Here is a 25134-nt window from a genome sequence, read left to right on the forward strand (position 1 = left end):
TCATCCCCTGGCTGTCGAGGTGAGCAATGAAGATCCTGATGGTGCTGACGTCCCACGATAAACTGGGCAATACCGGCAAAAAGACGGGTTTCTGGCTTGAGGAACTGGCCGCACCGTATTTTCACTTCATCGACAACGGCGTCGAGCTGGTCCTCGCCTCGCCGAAGGGCGGGCAGCCGCCGCTGGATCCGAAGAGCAACGAAGAGCAGTTCCGGACCGACCTGACTCGGCGTTTCGAGGCCGATGCCGCGGCGGAGAAGGTGCTCGCAAACACGGTGAAGCTGGACTCCGTTTCCCATGAAGGCTTCGATGCGGTGTTCTACCCAGGCGGGCATGGGCCCATGTGGGATCTTGCCGAAGACCCGCATTCGATCCGCTTGCTGGAGAGCTTCTACGCCGCAGGCAAACCGCTTGCCCTGGTGTGTCACGCGCCGGGCGCACTTCGCCATGTAAAGGCACCGAACGGCGATTGGCTGGTGAAGGGCAAGCGCGTCACGGGATTCGCCAACAGCGAGGAAGAGGCTGTCGGCCTCACCCACGTCGTACCGTTCCTCGTCGAAGACGAGTTGAAGGCCAAAGGTGGAATCTTTTCGCAAAAGCCCGATTGGGAGCCGTATGTCATCACCGACGGACTGCTGACCACGGGGCAGAACCCTGCGTCGTCGGGGCCTGGCGCACTGGAACTCCTCGCGGTGCTGAAGAAGCGTGCTGCTTAGGTGCTATGGCACCGTGATCGTCAAGCTGACATATCCCCAGTTGTTCCAGTAGTAACCGTCACGATCGTTGACGAAGACGAAAATGACACCGGATCGCTGCGCCACCTGTTCGGCGCAGCAACCGATGTGAAACGTAGCGTCTGGGTCGTCTTTTCCCGGTGGTTGGCCGCCATCCGAGATTCGCCCCATCAATCGAAAGTAGCGGTTGCCATCGGGGATCCTGGGCCCCCGCGAACGCGCGATGAAGAGCGGCATGGGATATCCATCCGCGTCGCACGGGATAAACCAATCGATCCAGCGACCGGTCGCCCGGAAGGACACGGCATCGCCCTCCACGACACGGATGCTGGTGTCGACCCATCGCGCGCGCGATGGAACTCGTACGGTCGTTGAGGTCACGTCACGTTTCCCCCTGTTCTAACTTGCGCCAGCTTACGACCTGCGACTTGCCTTCGCCCATAAAATTCGCGTGCAGGGCAAACCAGGGAGGGTGGCGGGTCCGTAAAGGCCTTTATAAACGTTCCATTGATTGATGGTTCGTGCGATATCGCATCGGCCTTAAGGGGTAGTGCCCCGGCTTCCTCGCCCGCCTAAACTGCCTGAATACCGCCCACCTTGTGCGGACGCACGAGGTCTTTTAGTCATGGACGGATGGCGCATCCCACGCGGCCCGGTCGGCGTGGCCATGCCGGTGCCAGAGGGTCTTCCCATGTCGCAAGGCGTCACTCATTCGGTCCGCTGGCCGTTACTCGCTGCTTCCGCGCTGATTGGCGCGTTGATCTTCATGTCGCCCAGCGCATTAGCATCCGCGCCCGTGACCTCCGAAGCGTCGCCCGAAGGCAGCGGCATGCTGCTCGACATGACCGACGATGCATCGATCCGCCCGTTCCCCGGCCTTCACGTTTCCGACGATGACCTCGCCGACCTGATCCGGCGGGTCAAAGCCACGAAGTGGCCCGACAAGGAAGTGGTCGCCGACGACACGCAGGGCGTGCAGCTCGCCACCATGAAGAAACTCGCCGACTATTGGGCTTCCGACTACGACTGGCGCAAGTTCGAAAAGCGCCTCGACGCGATCCCGATGTTCGTGACGACCATCGATGGCGTGGATATCCAGTTCATCCACGTGAAGTCGAAGAACAAGAACGCGCTGCCGCTCATCATCACGCACGGTTGGCCGGGTTCCATCGTGGAGCAAATGAAGGTGATCGACCCGCTGGTGAACCCGACGAAGCATGGTGGCAAGGCGTCCGATGCGTTCGATGTGGTGATTCCCTCACTTCCGGGTTACGGCTTGTCAGGCAAGCCGACCGCGCTGGGTTGGGATCCGCAACACATCGCACGCGCCTGGACCATCCTGATGAAGCGGCTTGGCTACAAGCACTTCGTAGCGCAGGGCGGTGACTGGGGTAATGCGGTCTCCGAACAGATGGCCGTGCAGGCTCCGCCGGAATTGCTAGGCATCAGCACCAACATGGCGGCGACGGTGCCGGACGATATCGCCAAGCTGCTCGCCGCGGGCGCGCCGCCGCCGGCCACACTTTCGCCTGACGAGAAGAAGGCCTACGAACAACTCGATGACTTCTACAAACACGGCCTCGGCTACGCCCAGGAAATGACCGGAAGGCCACAGACGCTCTACGCACTGGCGGATTCACCGGTGGGCCTCGCGGCGTGGATGATCGACCACGACATCCGCAGCTACCGGCTGATCCGCCGTGTGTTCGATGGTGAGAGCGAAGGCCTGTCCAAGGACGACATCATCGATAACGTCTGCTTCTACTGGTTCACCAACACGGCGGTATCGTCGGCACGCCTTTACTGGGAAAGCAAGCTGCCGTTCTTCGAGCCGAAGAAGATCCAGATCCCGGTGGCCGTGAGCGCGTTCCCCGATGAGATCTACCAGGCGCCGGAGAGCTGGGCGAAGCTCGCGTATCCCAAGCTCATCCACTACAAGCGCCTGCCGAAGGGTGGCCACTTCGCGGCGTGGGAGCAACCAGATAGCTTCGTCACCGAGCTGCGCGAGTCGTTCAGGCCGCTGCGGAACAAGTGAGCCTGTCGCGGCGCGGGGTCAGCCCCGCGCCATCCATGTAAGCCAGCAGGGCGTCGACGTGCGCGGCATCGACCACGGCACCGACGTAGCCATCGGGGCGGATCAGGATCCAGTCGCCGGTGCCAAGACCATACGCGTCGGCGAAATGACCGGCCTCGTCTCGCAGGGACTGATGTGTACCGATGAGGTGGAGCTCGACCCCCACCCGGGGCGTAATGCGTGCGCGATCCGCATCGATGCCGAGCAAGGTCCAGTGTGGTCCACGGAACAGATCGAACAGCCGTACGCGTTGTCCGGCCGCGCCAAGCAGCGGAGCATCCGGCGCGCGGTCGCCTGCCAGTAATGTGGCGGCTTCACGCAGCGGGGCTTCGAGTGCGAGCGAGTGTCCCGCATAACCCAGGTCGAGTTGCCGCGTCTCGCGGGTGCGACGCATGCTGCCCTGGGTGACCAAGGTATCGAGCATGCGCGTCGCCAGGCCGAGCATGCCTGCGGCGATCGGCCGGCGTTCCTCTTCGTACGTATCGAGCAACGAAGGTGGCGCACCCTTGAGCACGGCGGCCAGCTTCCAGCCCAGGTTGTACGCATCCTGCGTGCTGGTGTTGAGGCCCTGCCCGCCGGTGGGTGGGTGCACATGCGCGGCGTCGCCGACGAGGAAGATGTCGCCGACGCGGTAGCGGTCCGCGAGCCGCGCACTCATCGTGTAAGCCGAAGCCCAATGCACCGCGTGTACCCGGACCTCGTCGTGGCCGCTGCGTGCGCGTACGAACGCGTCCAGGCCTTCGACGGAGAGATCCACGTCGCCCTCGAGTGGAATGGGCGCCTGGATCTGGAACAGGTCGGTGCCAGCGAGCGGGCATACCGCTAGCTGACGCTGCATGTCGCCGTCGCCGAAGCGATGCCATGCCTCTCGATCGAGGCCGCTCAGGTTCACGTCGGCGACGATGGCGCGTACCCCGAGCTCTTTGCCCGGGAAACCAATATCCAGGGTCCGCCGGATGAAACTGCGTCCACCGTCGGCGGCGATGAGGAAGCAGGCATGCACGGTTTCTTCGCCGTCGGGGCCGGCAACTTGCGCGTTCACGCCCGCGTTGGCCTGAGTGAAGCCGACCAGTGCGTGGCCGTACTCGACAGCGCCACCGAGTTCGGCAAGGCGGTCGCGCAGGATGCCTTCGGTGAGGAACTGCGGAAGCATCAGCGGGGTGCCGTAGGGTTCGGCGGGTGTGGGCTCCGCCGCCTCGATCGCGGGGGCCTCGCTGACGCTGCCGTCGCTGTGGTGCATGCGGACATTTGGGTAGGCAGCCCCCGTGGCCGCCATGCGATCGAGCACACCGAGGTCGTCGAAGATCTCCAGCGTGCGTGGCTGGATGCCTTTGCCACTCGACCCCTGGAAGGGGGTGGGCGCCTTTTCGATGAGGCGGAAGCTGACCCCTCGCCGGGCCAGCTCGATACCAAGGGTCAGGCCGGACGCACCGGCACCGCAGATCAGGACATCAACAGAGGTGGACGGGGTCATGGCAGGCTCCAATTAGGTGTAAGATGCACATATCGAGGGAGCATCCTATGCCAAAAGAAAAACATGTGCAAGATGCACATATTCGTGAGCAGCTGCGGACCCTGCACGGGTCGCTGATCAGCCTGGTGAGCGTCATGAACCGGCCGCAGGGCGACGATGCCCTGATCAAGGAGGCCGGGATCAAGCTGGATCGCGCCTTATTTCCGCCCCTGGTGCTGGTCGAACGGCTCGGCCCGATCGGGGTGGTCGAGCTGGCCGATCGGGTTGGCCGCGACTACACGACCGTAAGCCGCCAGGTCGCGAAGCTGGAAAGCCTCGGTCTCGTGCTTCGCCAGGCGCAGGCGGGAGACCGCCGGGTCCGCGAATCCGTGATCACAGACGAGGGCAGGGCGATGACCGCCATGATCGACGCTGCCCGCTTGCGCATGGCCGAGCAGGTCTTTGCGGACTGGGAGGCGGCGGACTTCGATGATCTGGTCAGGCTGATGCGCAAGTTCGCCGACGCGCTGGAAGCCCGCGTCGACGTCTCCTCAACCTGAGCTGGCCTCGCGAATGAAGTCCACGAACGCGCGCAGGGGCGAGGGCAGGTGCTTGCGCCCGGGGTAGTACAGGAACGGTCCGCTGAACTCCTGCACCCAGTCATCGAGGACGGTCACCAGCGCACCACTTTCAAGCGCAGGACGCAGCCAGTCATCGAACAGGTGGATGATACCCAGGCTGGCGATGGCGCCTTCTACTGCCAGATCGAACGCGGAACCCTGGCGGACGAGTAACGGACCCTGCGGCTCGACGAGGACGACCTCGCCGTTCTTTTCAAATTCCCAGGCCGGAATCCGGCCACCGGCGAACTGCCCGCGCATGCAGCGATGCTGGAGGAGCTCGCGCGGATGCGTCGGCCTGCCGTGTTTCGCGAGGTACGTGGGTGATGCGGCGGTCACGAGGCGTTGCACGCGCGGGCCGATCGGCAGGGCGACCATGTCGAGTTCGAGTCGTTCGTCATACCGGATGCCCGCGTCGCAACCCGCGGCGAGCAGATCGACGAAGCTGTCTTCCACGACGATCTCGAGGCGGATGTCGGGATAGCGTTCGAGGAAGGGAAAGATGATCGGCTGGAGCACGGTCCTGGCCACGTTGGCAGGCACGTTGATCCGCAGCGTGCCGGCCGGGCGGTCGCGGAAGTGGTTGACCACATCGAGCGCGGCTTCCATCTCGCCGAAGGCCGGCGCCAGCCGTTCCGCCAGACGGGCGCCTACCTCGGTCGGCGCGACGGAACGGGTGGTGCGGTTAAGCAGGCGCACGCCCATCGACGCTTCGAGCCGGCGAACGGCCTCGCTCAGGCTGGAGGCGGACTGCCCGGCGGTACGTGCGGCTTCGCGGAAGCCGCCAGCGCGGACCACGGCGAGGAAGGCGGAAAGATCCTGGAAGTCGGTCATTGTTCGGGATCCCGTACGGCCCGTGCCGGTTTGAACGGATTATCGCGCAAAGCGGGAGCGCCTATAGTTCCCCCACCCAAGGAGGAGTGACCTACATGATCGACATTTCCCAATCCGGAAGCTGGATGCTCGGCGACCGTTCGGTACACCGCCTCGGTTACGGGGCCATGCAGCTCGCGGGTCCCGGTGTATTCGGGCCGCCGAAGGATCGTGCGGCCGCCATCACCCTGTTGCGCGAGGCGATCGCGTCGGGCGTGAACCACATCGACACCAGCGATTTCTACGGGCCGCACGTCACCAACCAGATCATCCGCGAGGCGCTTGGCGGTCCATACCCGGATAACCTCACCATCGTGACCAAGGTAGGTGCGATCCGCGGCACTGAAGGGGAATGGCTTCCCGCGATGAAGCCGGCCGAGCTGGTGAAGGGCGTGCATGACAACCTGCGCAACCTTGGCGTCGACGTCATCGATGTAGTGAACCTGCGCATCATGGGTGACATCCACGCGCCGAAGGAAGGCTCGATCGAGAAGGAGTTCACGGCGCTTGCCGAGCTCCAGCAGCAGGGGCTGATCCGCCACCTGGGCCTGAGCAATGCCACGCTGGCGCAGGTGCACGAAGCGCAGCGCATCGCACCGGTGGTCTGTGTGCAGAACCAGTACAACCTGGTGCAACGTGCCGACGATGCGCTGGTCGATGCGTTGAACGCGCTGAAGATCGCCTATGTGCCGTTTTTCCCGCTGGGTGGGTTCAGCCCGTTGCAGTCCGATCGCCTGGCGGCGGTGGCCAAGCACCTCGATGAAACGCCGATGCAGGTCGCACTGGCCTGGCTGCTGCACCGCTCGCCAAACCTCCTGCTGATCCCCGGCACGTCGTCGCTGGCGCACCTGCGCCAGAACCTCTCGGCCGCGACCATCGAACTGCCGCACGAAGTGCTCGATGACCTCGAAGCGATCGGCAAACAAACCGCCTGATTTGTAGGAGCGCGCTTGCGCGCGATGGGTGCTCGAGGTGACCCCATCGCGCACAAGCGCGCTCCTACAGGTGCACTGCTGGGATACAGTTCGCGGATGGACTCCCGACACTCCCCCTGGTTACCCGCGCTCGCCGTGCTCGGGTCGGTCACCTCGCTCTGCATCGGCACGTCGTTCGCCAAGAAACTCTTCCCGCTGGTCGGCGCGGAGGGGACTTCGGCATTGCGCGTGGGCTTCTCGGCCCTGGTGCTGCTGTTGTTCTGGCGGCCGTGGCGCTGGCCGTTGAGCCGCCGTGATGCGGGTTTCGTCATCCGCTACGGGCTCACCCTGGGCGTGATGAACCTGTTGTTCTACATGGCCCTGCGCACGATCCCGTTTGGCCTGGCTGTCGCTATCGAGTTCAGCGGCCCGCTTGCGGTCGCGATGCTTTCCTCCCGCCGGCCGGCGGACTTTCTGTGGCTGGCCAGCGCCATCGCGGGTCTCGCCATGCTGCTGCCCTTCGGCCAGCAAAGCAGCCTGGACCCGACCGGGGTGATGTTCGCGTTGGGTGCGGCCGTGTGTTGGGCGTTGTACATCCTGTTCGGCAAGCAAGCCGGGCATCTCCACGCGGGGCATTCGGTGTCGCTTGGCCTGGTGGCCGCCAGCCTGGTGGTCGTGCCGGTGGGCGTGGCCCACGCGGGCGCGTTACTGCTTGATCCGATGGTCCTGGCTGCGGGGGTGGGCATCGCGATCATCTCGAGCGCCATCCCCATGTCGCTGGAAATGATGGCGCTGAAGCGCCTGCCCAGCCAGACCTTCGGCATCATGGTCAGCCTGGAGCCGGCGGTCGCCTCCCTATTGGCCATGGTGCTGCTCGGTGAGCACCTTACCGGCCAGCAATGGGTGGCGATCGGCTTCATCGTGCTCGCCTCGATCGGCAGTACGGTCACGGCGCGGCGGGCACGCCCCGAAGCCGTCGAACTCGTTGGCTAGCAAGAACCCCCTTTATCGGCACGAAGTTTGTCAACCGTTACGTGTCGTGTGCTGCGACCCATTTCATAGGAATTCAGCCGCCGTTGCCGACGCGTGGCGCGAAGATCGCGGTTTTTCCTGCGTAGTCCCGAGGGATGGCGAGAGCACTAAATGACTCGCTTTTAGGCATATAGGTTCAGCTTGCCACCCGCCCCCGGCCCGTTCGCAGGTACGCGCGGCGTATACTTCATGTCATAATGCCAACTTAACAATGACAAGTCCGGGGGCTAGCCCCGTGCGTGAAGACGCGTTTATTCTGAAAATGGCAGGGAACGCGTCTGCGCGGCCTAGACCGACAGACTCGCTTCGCCATTGTCGTTAAGCCCTGTACGCGGTTATCTTCCGATAGGTACGTCCCGGGTGTTACACCGATAAGCCTGCAAATGTGGTGGTAGCCGTGGAGGGTTCCGCCGTTCGTGGGGTATATCCACCGCCGCATTTGCTTCATAAAAACATTTAGAGGAGCCACACACCATGAAGTTTGCCCCGATCGCCGCTCTCGCCCTCATCGCCGTCGCCGCCCTCTCGGGCTGCAACAAGAGCGAAGACACCGCTGCCCCGGCTGAGACCCCGGCCGCTGCTTCGACCGCCCCGGCTGCTCCGGCTGCCGACGCTGCCCCGGCCGCTGCCTCGACCGCTCCGGCTGCCGACGCTGCTGCCCCGGCCGCTGCTTCGACGGCTCCGGCTGCCGACGCTGCTGCCCCGGCTGCTGCTTCGACCGCTGCCAAGTAATCTGTCTACCCGCGCTCGCGGGTAGGTCGATTCGAAAAACGCCGCCCCCCGGGGCGGCGTTTTTTTTGGGTTCTTCGCGTATTACCAGGGTTCGCTGCCTCACGCTTTGTAATCGGTTCATTCGCTGGCGCGAATGCGTGTATCTAGCGGCGTTCGCCGCCGCGTTCTTGGTGGGTCGAGGACGCGCCGTGTGGGCAGGCCCGTGGGGCCGCCAGTCGCGGACCTTCGGACCGGGCCGTAGCTCCTCTTCGCGATAATCGAAGCACCGGGCGGCCCTCCGCTCATGTCGACCCCACGGGCCTGCCCACCCAGCACCCAGCGATGAGGTTCGTATCGGAGAGCCCGCCACGTCAGCGCCCCGCCTGTAGGAGCGCGCTTGCGCGCGATAGGCTCACGGAGCGGTGATGCCGTAAGCCACCTGGCTCGCGCGAGCCCCCAGGTCAGTGTGCCGTGGCAATGACCTTTACCCACAATCACCAGAAACGACTTCAACGCGAACGTTTCGGTCTTCGTGGCGTGTGTCCGGGCACATGGTTACTGCAAGGCGCACGGCATCAGTGCTTCGTCGGCTGATCGCGCGCAAGCGCGCTCCTACAAGGGGCAGGGCTTCGGCATGCCGGCTTGTGCGGCATGTAACGGCGCGTGTGGACTCGGGGACGGGCAGGCCCTGGGGGCCGACATGAGCGGAGGGCCGCCGGGCGTACCGATTTTCGCGACAAGGGAGCTACGGCCCGGTCCGAAGGTCCGCGACTGGCGGCCCCCAGGGCCTGCCCGTCCCCGACGCCGATAGACCCCCAGCCGAAGGCGGCGCAAGCCGCTCAACCCATGCATTCGCGCCAGCGAATGAACCGATCACGAGGCGCGTAGCAGCGGACAACCCAGCTAATACGTGAAGGACTTTTTTTTCGCCCGCCTGGCGCCGTGACCGGTGGCCATGGTGTGGGCGACGCGGATCGGGCAGGCTAGGGCGGTTATGCCGTCCCACTGCCTAAGGAGCCGCTCGATGACCCGTCGCTCGCTGCCGTATACCCTGCTCGCCCTTTCCCTCGCCGTCGCTGCCGGCATCGCCGCTGCGCAGACGGCGCCCATGACGCCCGATATCCCCACGAAGTACGACGCGCCCACGGCGGCGAACGACTTCATCAAGCGCGAGGTAGAGATCCCTATGCGCGATGGCGTCACGCTGCACACGGTGATCGTGATTCCCAAGGGCGCGAAGCACGCCCCGATCCTGCTGACCCGCACGCCATACAACGCCGATGGCCGTGCCGCCCGTGCCGATGCGCACACCATGCGCGACCTGCTGCCCCAGGGCGATGAGGTCTTCGTCGATGCCGGTTATATCCGCGTGTTCCAGGACGTGCGCGGCAAGTACGGCTCCAAGGGCGATTACGTGATGACCCGCCCGTTGATCGGCCCGCTCAACGATACGAAGGTAGACCACTCCACCGACGCGTACGACACGATCGACTGGCTGGTGAAGAACCTGCCGGAGTCGAATGGCAAGGTCGGCATGCTGGGCTCTTCGTATGAAGGCTTCACCGTGGTGATGGCGCTGGTGAATCCGCACCCGGCGCTCAAGGTGGCCGCGCCGGAAAGCCCCATGGTGGATGGCTGGATGGGTGACGACTGGTTCCACTACGGCGCCTTCCGCCAGACCAATTTCGATTACTTCACCGGCCAGACCACGAAGACCGGAAAGGGCAGCTCGATCACCCGTGAAGGTTACGACGATTACGCGAACTTCCTGCGCGCGGGCTCAGCGGGTGACTACGCGAAGGCCAACGGCGTCGAATCGCTGCCTTACTGGCGCAAGGTCAGCGAGCACCCGGCCTACGACAGCTTCTGGTCGAACCAGGCGCTGGACAAGGTGATGGCGAAGCAGCCGCTGAAGGTGCCCACCATGTGGCTGCAGGGCCTGTGGGACCAGGAAGACATGTGGGGCGCGATCCACAGCTACGAAGCCGTGGAGCCGAAAGACAAGGGCAACGACAAGAACTACCTGGTGATGGGCCCGTGGCGGCATAGCCAGGTGAACTACGGCGCCGATTCGCTCGGTGCGCTGAACTGGGATGGCGATACCGCCCTGCAGTTCCGCCGCGACGTGCTACTGCCGTTCTTCAACCAATATCTCGTGGATGGTGCGCCAAAGGCGAACACGCCACCCGTGTTTATCTACAACACGGGCGAAAACCATTGGGACCGCTTCAAGTCATGGCCACAGGCCAAGGGCACGAAGCCGCTGTTCCTCGAGGCGAATGGTGGGCTTTCGTTCACCGCCCCGGGCGCCGATGCCGCGAAGTACGACGAGTATGTCTCCGATCCCGCCAAGCCGGTGCCGTACGTGCCGCGCCCGGTGCACTTCGCCGACCGCCAGTCGTGGACGACCTGGCTGGTCCAGGACCAGCGTTTTGTCGATGGCCGCCCCGACGTGCTCACCTACGTGACCGAGCCGCTTACGGCGCCGCTACGGGTCGCTGGCGCGCCCCAGGTGAACCTGTACGCCTCCACCAGTGGCACGGATAGCGATTGGGTGGTGAAGCTGATCGACGTGTATCCGGACACGAACGCGTCCGCGCCGACGATGGGCGGGTACGAGCTCTCGGTCTCCATGGATATCTTCCGCGGCCGCTACCGCGAGAGCTTCAGCGAGCCGAAGGCACTCACCCCGAACACGCCGCTGCAGTACAAGTTCGGCCTGCCCACGGTGAACCACACCTTCCTCCCCGGCCACCGGGTGATGGTCCAGGTGCAGTCCTCCTGGTTCCCGCTGTACGACCGCAACCCGCAGACCTACGTGCCGAACATCTTCTTCGCCAAGCCGGCCGATTACGTGAAGGCCACACAGCAGGTCTGGCACACCCCCGGCCAGGCCAGCGCGATCGAGCTCCCCGTAGTCGAAGGAAAGTAACGATGCCCTTGTAGGAGCGCGCTTGCGCGCGATGGGTGCTAGCCACAACCCCCATCGCCCCCGAAAAGGGGATAAACGCGCAATCTCAGCGCGCTCCTACATTTCCTAGACAGAAGCCGCGCGATGCTTGGCGTCCCAACGCCCGAGGATCGCCCGCATGGCACGCCCGATCTGGACCGGTACGCTTTCGTTTGGCCTGCTCAACGTGCCGATCCGCCTGATGACGGGCGAGCGGCGCACCGATATCCACTTCCGCATGCTCGACCAGCGCAGCAACACGCCGGTGCGCTATGAGCGGGTGAACGCCGATACCGGCGAGGAAGTGCCGTGGAAGGACATCGTCAAGGCCTTCGAATACCAGAAGGGCAACTATGTCGTCCTGGAAGAGGACGACATCAAGAGCGCGGCCAGCGACGCCCACGAGACGGTGGAAATCGACAGCTTCGTCGATGCCGGCGATATCCCTCCCGCCTATTTCGAGAAGCCTTACATCCTCGCCCCGGCGAAGAAGGCCGAGAAGGGCTATGTGCTGCTGCGCGAAACGCTGAAGAAGACCGGAAAGATCGGCATCGCCCGCGTGGTGATCCGCACCCGTGAGTACCTCGCGGCGGTGATGCCGGAGGGCGACGCGCTGCTGCTCAACATCCTGCGCTACCAGGCCGAGCTGGTGGATCCGGAGGAGTACGGCCTGCCAGCGAAGGAAACCGCGGCCTACCGGATCACCCCCAGGGAGATCCAGATGGCCGTCGATCTGGTCAAGTCCATGGCCGGGAAGTGGAAACCGGATGATTACCGCGACGACTTCCGCGACAAGCTGCGCAAGGTCATCGAGAAGCGGCTGAAGAGCAAGGGTGTCACCACCACGGTCGAGGAGGATGACGACCGCGTACCGGAGCATGCCACCACCAACGTGGTCGACTTCATGGAGCTGCTGAAGAAGAGCATCGGCGCCAAGAAGCGCACGCCCGCGAAGAAAGCGGCTGCGACGAAGCCCGCGGCGAAAAAAGCGTCCCCAAAGAAAACGGCGACCAAAAAGGCCGCCGTCAAGAAAACCGCCACACGCAAAGCCCCCGCCAAAAAACGCCGAGCCTGACGCTTATCTGTAGGAGCGCGCTTGCGCGCGATGGGGATTACCGCACGACCCATCGCTCGCAAGCGCGCTCCTACAATCGGGTTACTTCTGCATGCGCCGCAGCGAGGCCATCACTTCGTAGCACGCGCCCATCGTGTGGTAATCGGTCTTGCCTGCGGGGCTCTTCTCGTCATCGTACTTCGAGTTATCGCGGTGCAGGATGCGGTACCACGCGCCGTATTTATGATCGACGAAGTATTCCCAGCTGTATGCCCAGATCCTCTCGTACCACTCGTCGTACTTCGCGTCGCCGGTGGTCTCGAAAAGCAGCTGCGCGGCGGCCAGCGATTCGGCCTGCACCCAGAAGTACTTGTCGTCGTCGCAAACCTCGCCTTCCGGCGCGAAGCCGTAGGCGATGCCGCCGTGTTCCTCGTCCCACGCCTTGTCCAGCGCCACGTCGAACAGGTGCGCACCGGTCGGCACCAGCCAGGCCTTATGCCGCGGCGTGCCCTTGGTGTAGCGCTCGAGCATCATGAGCAGCTTGGCCCACTCGGTCTGGTGGCCGGGCTGGAAACCCCACGGACGGAACAGGTGCTTCGGATTGTCCAGGTTGTATTCCCAGTCAATCGTCCAGTTCTCGTGGTAGTGCTCCCAGATCAGCTTCTGCGGGGTCAGGCCCGCCTGGCGCTGGGTCATGTTCTCGGCGAGCAGCAGCGCGCGGTCGAGGTAACGATCTTCCTTCGTGGCTTCCCACGCGGCGATCATGGCCTCGGTCATGTGCATGTTCGCGTTCTGGCCGCGGTAACCGGTGAAGGTCCAGTCCTTGTCGGCCTCGTCGCGGTACAGGCCCGGGCCGGGTTCCCAATAGCGCTTCTCAAGCAGATCCCAGATCTCGCCCTGCCAGGCGCGGGCTTCGTCGAAGCCAACCTTCACGCCACACGAGTAGGCCAGCAGCATGAAGGCCAGGCCGTAGCAGTGGTTCATCTGGTCATCGCGCTTGCCATCGGCGATGGTCCACGCGTAGCCGCCCGTCTCCGGGTTCAGGTGCACTTCGCGCAGGTACTTCAGGCCGTGCATGGTGAGTTGCTTGTCTTCGGGCTTGCCGAATTCCAGGAACGCCATGGCGTGGTTGAAGACAAAACGCGTGCTTGATACCAGGTGGCGGTGACTACGGTCGTACACCGAGCCATCGTCCTTGTAGTACTGGAAGAAGCCGCCGTTCGTGTCGACTTCGTTGGGCGCGTAGAACTTCATGGTCGTGGCAACGTGCTTGCGGAGCACGTTGACGTCATGGAAATTGGGGAGGGGGACGGTCGTCATGCGTGCTTCTCCATAAAGGCCTTGACTTCAGCCTGGTTGGGAATGGCGGTGAACGAGCCCTTGCGTGTGGCCGTGATGGCGCCGCACGCGGCTGCGAAACGAATCAGGGCGGTCAGGCGGGGGCCATCGGCCACCAGGGCATCGAGATCGGCGTGCGTGGTGCCCTCGGCCGCCAGGCGCGCGAGCATGCCGCCCACGAAGGCATCGCCTGCCGCGGTGGTATCCACCGCATCGACGGTGTAGCCCGGGATCGTGCCGTTGGCGCTGCGCGTGAACCAGCGCATCGGTGCCGGGCCGTCGGTGATCAGCAGCAGACGGGCTTTGCCTTCCCAAAGGCGCTTCAGCACCGCGTCGTCCGAGCCTGCACCTTCATGCACCACCGCGAACTCTTCCGCGCTGAGCTTGATCACGTCGGCTTCGGAGAGCGTCTGCCACAGGCGCGACAGCTGCTGGTCCTGCTCGTGGCCCTTTGGCCACAGCGCAGGGCGCAGGTTCATGTCAAAGCTGACCAGCGCGCCCGCGGCACGGGCACGGCGCATGCCCTCGACGGTGGTCTCGGCGATCGCGCCTTCGGTCAGCGAATTGGAGCAGACGTGGAAGATGCCCACGTCATCGAACGCTTCCTTGCGGAAGTGTTCGGGGCGGAACAGCAGGTCCGCCGCCGGTGGGCGGTAGAAGCTGAAGCTGCGGTCGCCCTTGTCATCGTGGGCCACGAAGGCGAGCGCGGTGCGCGCCTCGTCGGTGCGCGCCACGTCCTCCACGCCGACGCCAAGGTCGGTGAGGCTCTTGAGCAGGAAATCGCCAAACATGTCGCGTGCGAGCATGCCGGCAAACCGGGCACGGGCGCCGAGCAGGGCAGCGGCAACCGCGACGTTGGCGGGCGCGCCGCCGGCGAACGGAACGAAGGCGGGAGGCTGACCGGCGCCGCCCTGGGGCTGTGCGTGGAAATCGATCAGCGCCTCGCCGAAGCAGAGGATGGAAGACATGCGTACGGCCTGTCGTTGGTGCGGTAGAAAACGCGACGGCCGGCGTAACGCCGGCCGTCGCCATGGAGGTCTTAGCGGGCGGCGACAGGCGTGCCGCGGACCTTGGAGCCGGAGATACCGAAGAACACGATGTACAGGTAGCAGATCAGCGGGATGAAGAACGCGTGCTGCAGGCCGATCTGGTCAGCGATGACACCCTGGATCCAGGGAATCAGCGCGCCACCGACGATGGCCATGATCAGCAGGGCCGAGGCCTTGCCGGTCAGCGGACCCATGCGCTCGATACCCAGCGAGAAGATCGTCGGGAACATGATCGAGTTGAACAGGCCGATGGCCACGATGCTGTAGGTCGCGATGAAGCCGGTGGTCAGCATGGTGGTGATGACCAGCAGCACGTTGATCACGGCGAACACGGCAAGCAGCTTGCGCGGCGAGAACTTGGCGAGCAGGGCCGAGCCGATGAAGCGGCCGACCATCGCGCCGCCCCAGTAGAACGCCACGTGGTTGGCGGCGACCGGGCCGCTCATGTTGCCGATCTCGGGCAATTGCAGGTAGTTGATCATGAAGCTACCGATCGACACTTCGCCGCCGACGTAGAAGAAGATGCCGAGCACGCCGAAGAACACGTGCGGGGTCTTCAGCGCATCCATCAGCGAATGGTGGTCGGCATCGGCCTTCTCGGTGGTTTCTTCCAGCTTCGGCAGGTTGAACAGGTACACGCCGATCGCCAGCAGCACCAGCACCACGGCCAGGCCGATGTACGGGCCCTGCACCGACGCGGCTTCGTGCGCGCGGTAGGTGACCTGTTCGGCGGCCGAGAGCTTGGCGACATCCGCGCTGGACTTCACTTCGTTCGACAGGATCAGCACGCCGCCGAAGAACGGGGCGAGGAAGGTGCCGAACGAGTTCAGGGCCTGGGCGAGCGTGAGGCGGCTCGAAGCCGTCTTTTCCGGACCGAGCAGGGCCACGTACGGGTTGGCGGCCACCTGCAGCACGGTGATACCCGTGGCCAGGATGAACAGCGCGCCGAGGAAGAACTCATACACGCGCAGGCCGGCGGCTGGCCAGAACAGCACGGCGCCGATGCCGGTGATGATCAGGCCCGCGACGATGCCCTTCTTGTAGCCAAGGGCGGCGACCAGCTTGCCGGCGGGCAGCGACATGATGAAATACGCGCCGAAGAAGGTGAACTGGATGAGCAACGCCTGCGCGTAGTTCAGCTCGAACACCGCCTTCAGGTGCGGGATCAGGATGTCGTTAAGACACGTGATGAAGCCCCACATGAAGAAAATGGTGCTCATCACGCCCAGGGCGAGCGGGAAGAAGGTATATCGGGTGTCGCCCGAGGTCGACGCGGACGACGACGAGTTGGGCAATGGCGTGGATCCGGTGGCCATAGGGCGCTCCATTGAGTGGGTCAGGGGGACGACGGTGTGCAGCTGCTTTCGCGAACGACCAGGCGCACTGGCGCGATCGTATAGGCTGTGTCCGTCTCGGGATTGCGAAGTCGTTCCAGGATGAGTTCGGCGCTGCGCCGGCCCAGGCCGCGCGGATCGACCGCGACGGTGGTGAGGGGTGGGACGCACACCGAGGCTTCAGCGACGTCATCGAAGCCGGTCAGGGCGAAATCTTCGCCCGGGCGGCGGCCGCGCTTCGTCAAACCCAGCATAAGGCCAAGCGCGACAGCATCGTTGTAGCAAACCGCCGCCGTGGGTGCCGGATCCCGCGCAAAAAGCGCGCCGGTCTGGCGGGCGGCTTCCAGGCGCGTCGGCGCGCTTTCGATCAGCCAGTTGGGGTCGACCTTGAGACCGGCCGCCTTCATGGCATCGGCGTAGCCGCGGCGGCGCTGTTCCACCGAGCTCGAATCGCGGTGGCCGCCAAAGAAGGCGATGCGCTGGTGGCCCAGCTCGATCAGGTGCTGCGTGGCGAGCCGCGCGCCGTGCTCGTTATCCATCTCCAGCGTGTCCCAGCGATGCGAGCCATCGTCATCGGGGAGTTCGCGGTTGAAGACGAGGAGCGGGGTATGCATGCCGACGGCGGTCAGCACCCGCTCGCCATCGCTGCCCTCGGCGGGGGAGAGGATGATCCCGGCCGGGCCGTGCTCGATCATGGAGTTGAGCACCGCCTGCTGGCGCTCGGGCGATTCGCCGGTGTTGCCGAGCAGGGTGACGTACCCGGCGCTGGCCAGGGTTTCATCGGCCCCGGCGGCGAATTCGGCGAAGAAGGGGTTACCCAGGTCGTTGATGACCAGGCCAATGCTCGATGACGTACGCCGGCGCAGGTTGGCGGCTGCCCGGTTATAGACGTAGCCTTGCCGCTTCAGCTCGGCCTCCACCCGGGCCCGGGTAGCCGAGTTCACCAGGGGGCTGCCACGCAGGACCAGTGAAACCGTGGCCCGCGAGACATCGCATCCCTGGGCGATGTCGGCCAGCGTGACCTTGCGGCGCTGCGGGGTTGTCCTCGCCATCGTGACTCCTTCAAACGATCTAAACCGCGCGATCATCGCGCGGTAGGCCATGGGATGCATCACGCACTGCAACATGCGTGGGCACGCTATCTTTGCTACGTTCGACGCGTTTGTCACGATCCAAATGATCATGACCGCTTTTCAGACCGTTTCGTTCATTCCTGGGGAGAATCCGATGTCCCGTTCCACCTGCCTGCGCCGCGGCCTGCTGGCCGCCGCCCTGTCCCTTGCCCTGCCTGCCCTGGCCATGGCGGCTTCCAGCGGCAAGGGCTCCAGCGCCTGGTCGGCGGTCGATCCGTCGATCGGTACGGGGGGCGATGGCCACACCTTCCCGGGTGCCACGGTGCCCTTCGGTATGGTCCAGCTTTCCCCTGATACGGCTATGCCCGACTTCAAGCATGCCTACAAGTGGGCGGCCGGTTACCAGTACGCCGACTCGAGCATCATGGGTTTCTCGCATACGCACTTCTCCGGCAGCGGGCACTCCGACCTGGGCGACGTGCTCGTCATGCCCATCGCCGGCGACGTGAAGCTGGACCCCGGCTCCCCCGACCAGCCTGGCAGCGGTTACCGCTCGCGTTTTTCCCATGCGAGCGAGAAGACCGAGGCAGGTTACTACGCGGTCACCCTGAGCGACTACGACGTTCGCGCCGAACTGACGGCAAATGCGCGCGTCGGCTTCCACCGCTATACCTTCCCCAAGGGCAAGCCGGCCCACGTGCTGCTGGACCTGCGCCCGAGCATCTACGACTACGAGGGCAAGGTGCTCTGGGCCACGCTGCGTGTGCGCCCCGATGGCACCGTGACCGGCGGTCGCGAAACCCGCGGCTGGGCTCCGGGTCGCCAGCTCTACTTCGCCATGCGCTTCAACCAGCCGATGACGTCGCGCGAGCTGAAGAACCGCGAAGAGAAGATCGTCTACCGCGGCTTTGGTGGCCCCGGCAACCGTAACGATGACACCGACGGCATCAGCGGCCGTGAGCTCGAGGGCGTGTTCGACTTCGGCAACCTCGACAAGCCACTGATCGCCAAGGTGGCGATTTCCACGGTGAGCGAAGACAACGCGATCGCCAACCTGGACAAGGATGGCGAAGGCTTCGACTTCGATGCCCGCCGTGCCGACGCCCGCCAGCTGTGGGAGAAGACCCTGTCGGTGGTCGACCTGCAAGCCCCGGCCGAGACCCGCAAGACCTTCTACACGGCGCTGTACCACTCAATGCTTTCGCCCACGCTCTCGATGGACGTGAACGGTCAGTACCGTGGCCCGGATAACCAGGTGCATACCGCCAAGGGCTTCGATTTCTATTCCACCTGGTCGCTGTGGGACGTGTACCGCGCCCAGCAGCCGCTGATGACCCTGCTCGAGCCGAACAAGAGCAACGATTTCGTGAGCTCGCTCATCGCGGCCCGCGAATCCAGCCCGTTCGGGATCCTGCCGGTGTGGTCGTTCGGTGGCATGGAAACCTGGTGCATGATCGGTTACCACGCGGTGCCGGTGATCGCCGATGCCTACGTCAAGGGCATCCGTGGCTACGACCCGCAGAAGGCGCTCGATGCCATGGTCGCCAGCGCCACGTACGGCCCGTATGGCGGTCTCGACGATTACATGAAGCTCGGCTACGTGCCGATCGACCACCAGCCGGAAGCCGCCTCGAAGACCGTGGAATACGCGTTCGACGACTGGTCGCTGGCCCAGGCCGCCAAGGCGATGGGCAAGGATGACGTGGCCGCGACCTTCATGAAGCGCGCGGGCAACTGGAAGAACAGCTTCGATGCGAAGACCGGCTTCCTGCGTGCGCGCAAGTCGGATGGCAATTACCGCGAGCCGTTCGATCCGTCGTCGGCCGCCTACGGCAGCGACTACACCGAAGGCAACGCGTGGCAGTACTCGTGGTACGTGCCGCAGGATGTCGCGGCGCTGATCCAGACGCTTGGCGGCCCGGATGCCTTCGTGAAGAAGCTCGACTCCGTGTTCGATGCCAAGGTCGATCCGAAGTCGTTCGCGCACGTCGAAGACATCACCGGCCTGATCGGCTGGTACGCGCACGGTAACGAGCCGAGCCATCACGTGGCCTACCTGTACGACTACGCTGGCCAGCCCTGGAAGACCCAGGAGCGCCTGACCCAGATCATGAAGACCCAGTACACGCCGACCCCGACGGGCCTGGTGGGTAACGATGATCTTGGCCAGATGTCAGCCTGGTACGTCTTCAGTTCGCTGGGCTTCTACCCGGTCGCGCCGGGCAGCAGCCAGTACGTGATCGGCCGCCCGTTCGTCGAAAAGGCCACGCTGAATCTGCAGAATGGCAAGCACTTCACCGTATCGACCGATCACCTCGATGCGAAGCACCCGTACGTGGGCAAGGTCACCCTGAATGGCAAGGACCTGGCCCGTACGTGGGTCACGCACGAAGAGCTCACCGCCGGCGGCGAACTGCACTTCTCGATGCAGGCCGAGCCGTCGAAGTGGGGCGCCTCCGCGGATGCCGCGCCGTACTCGATGAGCACGTCGGAAAAGTAAAGGCGAACTAAGCAAACCGTCACACGATCTTCACGCTCGCGTGGCTTCCATTACCGCCCAAAGCTGACGGGCGCGCGGCTCCCTGGTTGTAGGCTTTCCCGGTGTTTTCGGGGGCTTACAGCATCAGGTGGCGCGCGCCCGTCGCGTTTATGCACAGGGCGGGGCATGGCGATCCAGCGTTCGATTCACCACAGCGTTTACAATGCCCGTTCACTTTGGGCAGGAGTCGTCGTGGGGATGGCGAAGGCATGACCACTCGCACCGGATGGCGCTGGCGCCTCGTGGGTTTGTTGGCCGCGGTGGTGGTAAGCGTGGCGCTACCGTACTTCATCACGCGCTCCAGCGCGGATGACGCGCTCAACTCGCGCGACTGGGTGACCCACACGGCGGATATCAAGGCGGCGGTCTATCGGTTGGATGCGATCCTGCGCAGCAGCGAGGCGGCGGTGTACACGGTGGCCGCCGGGGGTGCGCTCGATACCGACCTTGAGCAACGTGCGCGTCTTCCTGAGACCCGGCTCCCCGGGGTCCTCACCGAGTTGCGCGGCATGGTCCGGGATAACCCGGAGCAGATCGCCCGCATCGGCGGGTTGGAAACCGTGATCCACGGGCGCGTCCAGCTCACCGACGATGCCCTGGCCAAGGCCAGGGCGGGTGATCGCGCTGGCGCGTTTACCGATATGGAAACAGCCCGGCACATGTTCCCGTTCCGTGATCGCGTGGTGGATATCCTCGACGCAGAAGCCAGGCTGCTGGACGCCCGCCGCGCAGATGCACGCGGCACCGCGACCGATAACCGGCTCGTGCTTGGCGTGGCTGCGATCGCGCAGATCGTGTTGCTGGCGATCGTGGTGGTCGTGTCGGAACGGCAGATCGCCATTCGCCTTGCGGCGGAATCCCGCGCCTCCGATGCCGTACAGCGATCCCAGCTCATCGTGCAGGCCGTACGCGAGCCGATCGCCATGCTCGATGGCGGGCTGCGCACGCTGCTGGTCAACACCGCGTTCGCCGAGCTCTATGGTTTCGATACCGAGGACGAGGAAGCGCGTATGCCGTTGAAGTCCATCGGCAATGGCGCATGGGATGATCCCGCCCTGCTGCAGCGCCTGGGCGACGTGATCGCCCGCGACCGCGAGCTGTGGGACTACGAGCTCACCCAGCGCACGGTCGATGGCATCGATCGTTTCGTGGTGATCAACGCCCGCCGCATCGAACAGCCTGATACCGCCGCCCCGGCGTTGTTGATCACGGTGAGCGACATCACCGCGCGCGCGCTGGTCGAGCAGAAGGTCAGCGAGCTCAACCGCCAGTTGGAAGGCAAGGTAGAGCAGGTGTCGGATGTGAACCGCGAGTTGGAAGCCTTCAGCTACTCGGTATCGCACGACCTGCGCGCACCGCTGCGGCACATCTCGGGCTTTGCCGGGAAGCTGGAGGCGCATCTCGGCGACCAGGCCGATGATCGCGTGCACCATTACATCGACGTGATCAGCAGTTCATCGCGGCGCATGGCGCAGCTGATCGACGACCTGCTGGTGTTCTCGCGCCTCGGCCGTGGCGCGCTGCGCCTGCAGGCGGTGGATATGCAATCACTGGCGGAAGAGGCGCGTGCACTGGTTGAGACCGACGTGCGCGACCGCCATATCGAATGGAAGGTCGCCCCGCTGCCTATCGTGGTAGGCGATGAAAACATGTTGCGCACGGTGTGGCAGAACCTTCTCGGCAATGCGGTGAAATACACCGGCAACCGCGAGGTGGGCCGCATTGAGGTCGGCTTGGAGCGGACACCTGCGGGCGATTACGAGTTCTTCGTTCGCGACAACGGCGCCGGTTTCGACATGCAGTACGCCGGCAAGCTGTTCGGCGTGTTCCAGCGCTTGCACCGCGCTTCCGAGTTCCCTGGCAACGGCATCGGCCTTGCCAATGTACGCCGCATTATCGCGCGCCATGGTGGGCGCACGTGGGCCGAGGGTGAAACCGACCGTGGCGCGGTATTTCATTTTTCGCTACCGGCATCCGATGTTCCGGGTGCCCGTGGAGGTAACGCATGAGCAACAACGATATTCGTACCATTCTTCTGGTTGAAGATTCGCCGGCCGACGCCGAGATGGCGATGGACGCCTTGCGTGAAGCGAACCTGGCCAACCCGGTGGTCCATGTCGAGGATGGCGTCGATTGCATGGACTGGCTGAACCGCCGCGGTCACTACACGGATCGCGCGGAAAGCGACCCGGCCGTGATCCTCCTCGATATCAAGATGCCACGGAAAGATGGCCTTGAAGTGTTGAAGGAGCTGCGTACCGATGAGCGCTGGAAGCGAGTGCCCGTCGTCATTCTTTCGTCATCGCGCGAAGAGAGTGATCTTGCGCGCAGCTGGGATCTTGGTGTGAACGCCTACGTGCTCAAGCCGGTGGATGCCCAGCAATTTTTCACCGCCGTGCAGACGCTCGGCCATTTTTGGGCGGTGCTTAACCAGCGCCCCGACAGCGAATAAGGAACGGGTAGGTACGACATGAGCGGGCAGAACCCTAAGGTCAGGATCCTGCAGGTCGAGGACAGCGAGCTCGATGCGGAACTGGTGTTGTCGGACCTCGACGGCGACGGTCTCGACTATGAAGTGCGTCTTGTCGATGACGAGGCGGGCTACGTGGCCGCGCTGGATGATTTTCGCCCGGATATCGTGCTTTCCGACCTGAGCATGCCGCACTTCAGTGGCGAGCGTGCGTTGCAGATCCTGCGTGCACGTTCGAAGGAGCTCCCGTTTATTTTCATCTCCGCCACGCTGGGCGAAGAGGCCGCGATCGATGCGCTGCGCAGTGGCGCCACCGATTACATCCTGAAGCAGAACACCGCGCGGCTTGCTTCGGCGGTGCGCCGCGCGTTGCGTGAAGCCGACGAGCTGAAGGCGCGCATGCGTGCCGAGCAGGAGCTGATTCGTGCGCAGCGTTTCGAAAGCCTCGCGCTGCTCGCTGGCGGCCTCTCGCACGATCTGCGTAACCTGCTGCAGCCGCTGTTGCTTGCCGGCGATACGCTGGAAGACTATGCGGACGACCCGCGTCTGGCTCGCCTGGGCACGCTGGTGCGTGACTGCGGCCGTCGTGGGCTCGAGATGGTCTCGTCGATGCTCTCCTTTGCTCGTGGCGCGCGTCGCGCCGAGCAGGTGAAGTTGGGGGCGCTTACCGATGCATTGAAGCTGCTGATGCAGGGCAGCGTGCCACGCATCGTGAAGATGGAGGTGGATGTCTTCGATCCCGAGGTTTCGTTCGAAGGCAATCACACCGAATTGCAGCAGTGCTTGTTGAACCTGTGCCTCAATGCGATCCAGGCCATGCCGGAGGGCGGCAGTCTGCGTGTCGAGACCGCACAGGTGACGCTCGCCGATGACTTCTTCAGCGAAGACGAAGGCGTGGTGCCGGGTCGTTACCTGCGTTTGTCAGTCATCGATACGGGTGGTGGCATGCCGCCTGAAGTGCAGCAGCGTCTGTTCGAGCCCTTCTTCACCACGAAGGAATCGGGCACGGGTTTGGGGCTGCTTTCATGCAAGCGCATCGTCGCGAGCCATGGCGGCTTGATGCGTGTACGCAGCCGGGTCGGTGAGGGCACCGAGTTCCATCTCTACCTGCCGCTGGGCGTGGAGGAGAGTGATCTGGGTGATCTGACGGTACTGGAGCCGTACCTGCAGGGGGAGGCCGAGCGCGTGCTGGTCGTTGTCGAAGAAGCGGTGCAGCTCTCGCTGCTCTCCGACACGCTGGATACCTACGGCTACCAGGCCGGTGCCAGCCAGAGCGGCACCGCAGCGCTGCAGTGGATCGAAGCCCACGGCGTGCCCGATCTCGTGGTGATGGACGCCGACATGAACCTGTTCACCGGCGTGCGCACCCTGGCCGCCTTGCTCGAACACGGCTACACCGGCGCCGTGCTGCTCCTCGCCCGCCCGAACTCGCCGCCGAACCTCGACGAACTCCCGGACATCAAACACCTCTACATCATCGACAAGCCGATCCAGTCGCGCGCTTTGTTGAAGAAGGTGCGCGAGGCGCTTGAGGCGAGTCAGCCTGCCTTAGCCGGCCACTGAGGCGATCGCGCGCAAGCGCGCTCCTACACAAGACCTACGCAGGCTCTTGTAGGAGCGTGCTTGCGCGCGATCCACTCTCGGCGAATTCGCATGCCAAGCCTGCCGACGGCCTGAGGACAACGCAGAGGACTAAAGCCCGCCGCGATACCTATGGAAATAGTCGTAGACCCAGAGCGCGCTCCAGACCAGGCCCAGAATCGTAAGGAAGATCAGCTCCGATTTCGCATGTGCCGTTCCGCCGCGCCTCCAGCGAGCAACTAGACGGACTGTCCAGATGGCGTTGATCACAAACGCCAGGACGGTGAGCGGCAGTGCGACAAGTACCCACAGGATGACATCGAAGCCGGCGGCCGACATATCCTCGGCGCCACTGGGAGCCCATGTGCTTGAAGTGAGCCACGTGACTACTCCCAGGCACGTTATATTGATTGCAATGAAATATTTCGCCGCCCGGCTCATGATGTTTCCTAGGGAGGTGTAGGGGCTTTGGGGAGCTGCCCGCGGTTCGCGGCATCCCAGCCGGCAGCCCACCACGACGACTGCTGCGGATCACCTGCATTTGACGAACGCTGAAAGCGTCGGTGCAAGCTCGGAGCAGGCAATCGCTATGACGATGCTTATCCGCGACGCAACAGTGGCTGCCGCAACTGGCAGTCTGGTCAAGAATTCCATTTCCCCCTCAGTGCCAATGACACGCCGATATAGGAGCAGCCGCTGGGCGACATTTGCCGCGGCCGACCTAGGGCGCACAGACGTTACTGCTGCCGCCGTCTTTGCGTCAAGCGCGACCAGCTTCAGCATTTGTGCTTCCGAATCCGCGCTCAATCCGCCGCATTTTTCAGAATCCTTCCATATCTTTCCCCGCCCCCGCCTGCCTACGCTTCCTGCCCCTGCATACGCAGGATCAGCGGAAGGGTGGGAATGGCATGAGGAAGTGGGATCCGGAATCGATGCGCGTGGCGGGGGTATGGAAGATGCGTGCGTCGATGTTCGTGGGGGCGTGCATGGTGCATACGATGGGCGCGGTGCTGGTGCTCGCGGCGCAGACGTCGTGCCTGGATGTGCCGTGTTTCGACTCGTGGCTGTTCGATGCGTTGCGCGGGGTGTTGATGTTCCCGCTGTTCGTTACGCCGTGGGTGGATTTCCCACCGCAGGATGTTCCGTATGTGCGGGATATACGCCTGGCGGGGTGGTTCGTTTTGAATGCGGCAGCGGCGTGTGTGTTTTCTATCGTGGCCTGGCTCGCCGGGAGGCACGCGTGGGCGTGGTGGGTGGCTCGGCGGCCGTTGAAGCAGGTCGCGTAGGTGGTCGCGAAGACCGATCGCGCGCTTGCGCGCTCCTACAGAAGATCTG

The 25134-nt window shown here is 64.1% G+C and carries 21 protein-coding genes; 13 read left to right on the forward strand and 8 right to left on the reverse strand.

Annotated features, from left to right (window positions below):
- Positions 1 to 26 precede the first annotated feature (26 nt).
- On the forward strand, positions 27 to 716 hold the full coding sequence (locus VGN46_RS18300; protein WP_331645877.1) for a type 1 glutamine amidotransferase domain-containing protein: 690 nt from the start codon (positions 27 to 29) through the stop codon (positions 714 to 716).
- 3 nt (positions 717 to 719) lie between these two features.
- Here the strand turns inward: VGN46_RS18300 and VGN46_RS18305 are convergent, their stop codons facing one another.
- Positions 720 to 971 carry a hypothetical protein gene (locus VGN46_RS18305; protein WP_331645879.1) on the reverse strand — a complete coding sequence of 84 codons (252 nt, stop codon included), beginning with the start codon at positions 969 to 971 and terminating at the stop codon, positions 720 to 722.
- 388 nt (positions 972 to 1359) lie between these two features.
- Here VGN46_RS18305 and VGN46_RS18310 point away from each other — a divergent pair, with 388 nt between their 5' ends.
- Positions 1360 to 2769, forward strand: coding sequence for an epoxide hydrolase family protein (locus VGN46_RS18310; RefSeq protein WP_331645881.1), 1410 nt, complete (start codon positions 1360 to 1362; stop codon positions 2767 to 2769).
- On the opposite strand, the gene VGN46_RS18315 is transcribed toward VGN46_RS18310, so the two are convergent.
- Complete coding sequence (locus VGN46_RS18315) at positions 2747 to 4282, reverse strand: FAD-dependent oxidoreductase (protein ID WP_331645883.1); 1536 nt, start codon at positions 4280 to 4282, stop codon at positions 2747 to 2749. The genes VGN46_RS18310 and VGN46_RS18315 overlap by 23 nt on opposite strands.
- Positions 4283 to 4329: 47 nt before the next feature.
- Between VGN46_RS18315 and VGN46_RS18320 the strand changes: the two genes are divergently transcribed.
- A complete protein-coding gene (locus tag VGN46_RS18320; protein ID WP_331645885.1) occupies positions 4330 to 4821 on the forward strand; it encodes a MarR family winged helix-turn-helix transcriptional regulator in 492 nt (163 codons plus the stop codon).
- Here the strand turns inward: VGN46_RS18320 and VGN46_RS18325 are convergent.
- A complete protein-coding gene (locus VGN46_RS18325; protein ID WP_331645887.1) occupies positions 4813 to 5715 on the reverse strand; it encodes a LysR family transcriptional regulator in 903 nt (300 codons plus the stop codon). The two genes, VGN46_RS18320 and VGN46_RS18325, sit on opposite strands and share 9 nt — an antisense overlap.
- A 95-nt stretch (positions 5716 to 5810) precedes the next feature.
- Between VGN46_RS18325 and VGN46_RS18330 the strand changes: the two genes are divergently transcribed.
- From VGN46_RS18330 to VGN46_RS18350, 5 genes are all read left to right on the forward strand, one after another.
- Positions 5811 to 6689, forward strand: a complete 879-nt coding sequence (locus tag VGN46_RS18330) for an aldo/keto reductase family oxidoreductase (protein WP_331645889.1) — start codon at positions 5811 to 5813, stop codon at positions 6687 to 6689.
- 96 nt (positions 6690 to 6785) lie between these two features.
- Positions 6786 to 7661: an EamA family transporter gene (locus VGN46_RS18335; protein WP_331645891.1), complete on the forward strand. Its 876-nt coding sequence runs from the start codon at positions 6786 to 6788 to the stop codon at positions 7659 to 7661.
- Positions 7662 to 8174: 513 nt separating this feature from the next.
- On the forward strand, positions 8175 to 8432 hold the full coding sequence (locus VGN46_RS18340) for a hypothetical protein (protein ID WP_331645893.1): 258 nt from the start codon (positions 8175 to 8177) through the stop codon (positions 8430 to 8432).
- Positions 8433 to 9435: 1003 nt separating this feature from the next.
- The gene (locus VGN46_RS18345) at positions 9436 to 11343 is read left to right on the forward strand and encodes a CocE/NonD family hydrolase (RefSeq protein WP_331645895.1); all 1908 of its coding nucleotides are present in this window, start codon (positions 9436 to 9438) and stop codon (positions 11341 to 11343) included.
- 157 nt (positions 11344 to 11500) lie between these two features.
- A complete protein-coding gene (locus VGN46_RS18350) occupies positions 11501 to 12436 on the forward strand; it encodes a Ku protein (RefSeq protein WP_331645897.1) in 936 nt (311 codons plus the stop codon).
- An 81-nt stretch (positions 12437 to 12517) separates the two neighbouring features.
- Here VGN46_RS18350 and VGN46_RS18355 read toward each other — a convergent pair whose 3' ends face one another.
- The 4 genes from VGN46_RS18355 to VGN46_RS18370 form a co-directional block, all read right to left on the reverse strand.
- Positions 12518 to 13735, reverse strand: a complete 1218-nt coding sequence (locus VGN46_RS18355) for an AGE family epimerase/isomerase (protein ID WP_331645899.1) — start codon at positions 13733 to 13735, stop codon at positions 12518 to 12520.
- Entirely contained in the window at positions 13732 to 14721 is a 990-nt protein-coding gene (locus VGN46_RS18360) for a carbohydrate kinase (RefSeq protein ID WP_331645901.1), read from the reverse strand. The genes VGN46_RS18355 and VGN46_RS18360 overlap by 4 nt, the downstream gene beginning before the upstream one ends.
- Positions 14722 to 14792: 71 nt before the next feature.
- Positions 14793 to 16022 (reverse strand): L-fucose:H+ symporter permease, encoded by a 1230-nt coding sequence (gene fucP, locus VGN46_RS18365; protein WP_331645936.1) that lies wholly within the window; start codon positions 16020 to 16022, stop codon positions 14793 to 14795.
- Positions 16023 to 16138: 116 nt separating this feature from the next.
- Positions 16139 to 17188 (reverse strand): LacI family DNA-binding transcriptional regulator, encoded by a 1050-nt coding sequence (locus tag VGN46_RS18370; protein ID WP_331645903.1) that lies wholly within the window; start codon positions 17186 to 17188, stop codon positions 16139 to 16141.
- Between the two features lie 175 nt (positions 17189 to 17363).
- Between VGN46_RS18370 and VGN46_RS18375 the strand changes: the two genes are divergently transcribed.
- The 4 genes from VGN46_RS18375 (at position 17364) to VGN46_RS18390 (ending at position 23781) form a co-directional block, all read left to right on the forward strand.
- The gene (locus VGN46_RS18375) at positions 17364 to 19709 is read left to right on the forward strand and encodes a GH92 family glycosyl hydrolase (protein ID WP_331645905.1); all 2346 of its coding nucleotides are present in this window, start codon (positions 17364 to 17366) and stop codon (positions 19707 to 19709) included.
- Between the two features lie 248 nt (positions 19710 to 19957).
- The gene (locus VGN46_RS18380; RefSeq protein ID WP_331645907.1) at positions 19958 to 21757 is read left to right on the forward strand and encodes a sensor histidine kinase; all 1800 of its coding nucleotides are present in this window, start codon (positions 19958 to 19960) and stop codon (positions 21755 to 21757) included.
- Complete coding sequence (locus VGN46_RS18385; RefSeq protein ID WP_331645910.1) at positions 21754 to 22200, forward strand: response regulator; 447 nt, start codon at positions 21754 to 21756, stop codon at positions 22198 to 22200. The genes VGN46_RS18380 and VGN46_RS18385 overlap by 4 nt, the downstream gene beginning before the upstream one ends.
- A gap of 18 nt (positions 22201 to 22218) precedes the next feature.
- Positions 22219 to 23781: a response regulator gene (locus VGN46_RS18390; RefSeq protein WP_331645912.1), complete on the forward strand. Its 1563-nt coding sequence runs from the start codon at positions 22219 to 22221 to the stop codon at positions 23779 to 23781.
- A gap of 129 nt (positions 23782 to 23910) precedes the next feature.
- Here VGN46_RS18390 and VGN46_RS18395 read toward each other — a convergent pair whose 3' ends face one another.
- Positions 23911 to 24240, reverse strand: a complete 330-nt coding sequence (locus tag VGN46_RS18395) for a hypothetical protein (RefSeq protein ID WP_331645914.1) — start codon at positions 24238 to 24240, stop codon at positions 23911 to 23913.
- Positions 24241 to 24707: 467 nt separating this feature from the next.
- Here VGN46_RS18395 and VGN46_RS18400 point away from each other — a divergent pair, with 467 nt between their 5' ends.
- The gene (locus VGN46_RS18400) at positions 24708 to 25085 is read left to right on the forward strand and encodes a hypothetical protein (protein WP_331645916.1); all 378 of its coding nucleotides are present in this window, start codon (positions 24708 to 24710) and stop codon (positions 25083 to 25085) included.
- Positions 25086 to 25134: the final 49 nt, after the last annotated feature.

Origin of the sequence: Luteibacter sp. (genome assembly GCF_036500425.1) — a bacterium.
In the GTDB taxonomy this organism is placed as follows: domain Bacteria; phylum Pseudomonadota; class Gammaproteobacteria; order Xanthomonadales; family Rhodanobacteraceae; genus Luteibacter.

Coding starts and splice junctions, on each gene's coding strand:
- VGN46_RS18325 (WP_331645887.1), bottom strand. CDS start 5,715: ATGACCGACTTCCAGGATCTTTCCGCCTTCCTCGCCGTGGTCCGCGCT.
- fucP (WP_331645936.1), bottom strand. CDS start 16,022: ATGAGCACCATTTTCTTCATGTGGGGCTTCATCACGTGTCTTAACGAC.
- VGN46_RS18300 (WP_331645877.1), top strand. CDS start 27: ATGAAGATCCTGATGGTGCTGACGTCCCACGATAAACTGGGCAATACC.
- VGN46_RS18310 (WP_331645881.1), top strand. CDS start 1,360: ATGGACGGATGGCGCATCCCACGCGGCCCGGTCGGCGTGGCCATGCCG.
- VGN46_RS18395 (WP_331645914.1), bottom strand. CDS start 24,240: ATGAGCCGGGCGGCGAAATATTTCATTGCAATCAATATAACGTGCCTG.
- VGN46_RS18370 (WP_331645903.1), bottom strand. CDS start 17,188: ATGGCGAGGACAACCCCGCAGCGCCGCAAGGTCACGCTGGCCGACATC.
- VGN46_RS18360 (WP_331645901.1), bottom strand. CDS start 14,721: ATGTCTTCCATCCTCTGCTTCGGCGAGGCGCTGATCGATTTCCACGCA.
- VGN46_RS18355 (WP_331645899.1), bottom strand. CDS start 13,735: ATGACGACCGTCCCCCTCCCCAATTTCCATGACGTCAACGTGCTCCGC.
- VGN46_RS18375 (WP_331645905.1), top strand. CDS start 17,364: ATGTCCCGTTCCACCTGCCTGCGCCGCGGCCTGCTGGCCGCCGCCCTG.
- VGN46_RS18345 (WP_331645895.1), top strand. CDS start 9,436: ATGACCCGTCGCTCGCTGCCGTATACCCTGCTCGCCCTTTCCCTCGCC.
- VGN46_RS18350 (WP_331645897.1), top strand. CDS start 11,501: ATGGCACGCCCGATCTGGACCGGTACGCTTTCGTTTGGCCTGCTCAAC.
- VGN46_RS18305 (WP_331645879.1), bottom strand. CDS start 971: ATGCCGCTCTTCATCGCGCGTTCGCGGGGGCCCAGGATCCCCGATGGC.
- VGN46_RS18400 (WP_331645916.1), top strand. CDS start 24,708: ATGAGGAAGTGGGATCCGGAATCGATGCGCGTGGCGGGGGTATGGAAG.
- VGN46_RS18390 (WP_331645912.1), top strand. CDS start 22,219: ATGAGCGGGCAGAACCCTAAGGTCAGGATCCTGCAGGTCGAGGACAGC.
- VGN46_RS18385 (WP_331645910.1), top strand. CDS start 21,754: ATGAGCAACAACGATATTCGTACCATTCTTCTGGTTGAAGATTCGCCG.
- VGN46_RS18335 (WP_331645891.1), top strand. CDS start 6,786: ATGGACTCCCGACACTCCCCCTGGTTACCCGCGCTCGCCGTGCTCGGG.
- VGN46_RS18320 (WP_331645885.1), top strand. CDS start 4,330: ATGCCAAAAGAAAAACATGTGCAAGATGCACATATTCGTGAGCAGCTG.
- VGN46_RS18315 (WP_331645883.1), bottom strand. CDS start 4,282: ATGACCCCGTCCACCTCTGTTGATGTCCTGATCTGCGGTGCCGGTGCG.
- VGN46_RS18380 (WP_331645907.1), top strand. CDS start 19,958: ATGACCACTCGCACCGGATGGCGCTGGCGCCTCGTGGGTTTGTTGGCC.
- VGN46_RS18340 (WP_331645893.1), top strand. CDS start 8,175: ATGAAGTTTGCCCCGATCGCCGCTCTCGCCCTCATCGCCGTCGCCGCC.
- VGN46_RS18330 (WP_331645889.1), top strand. CDS start 5,811: ATGATCGACATTTCCCAATCCGGAAGCTGGATGCTCGGCGACCGTTCG.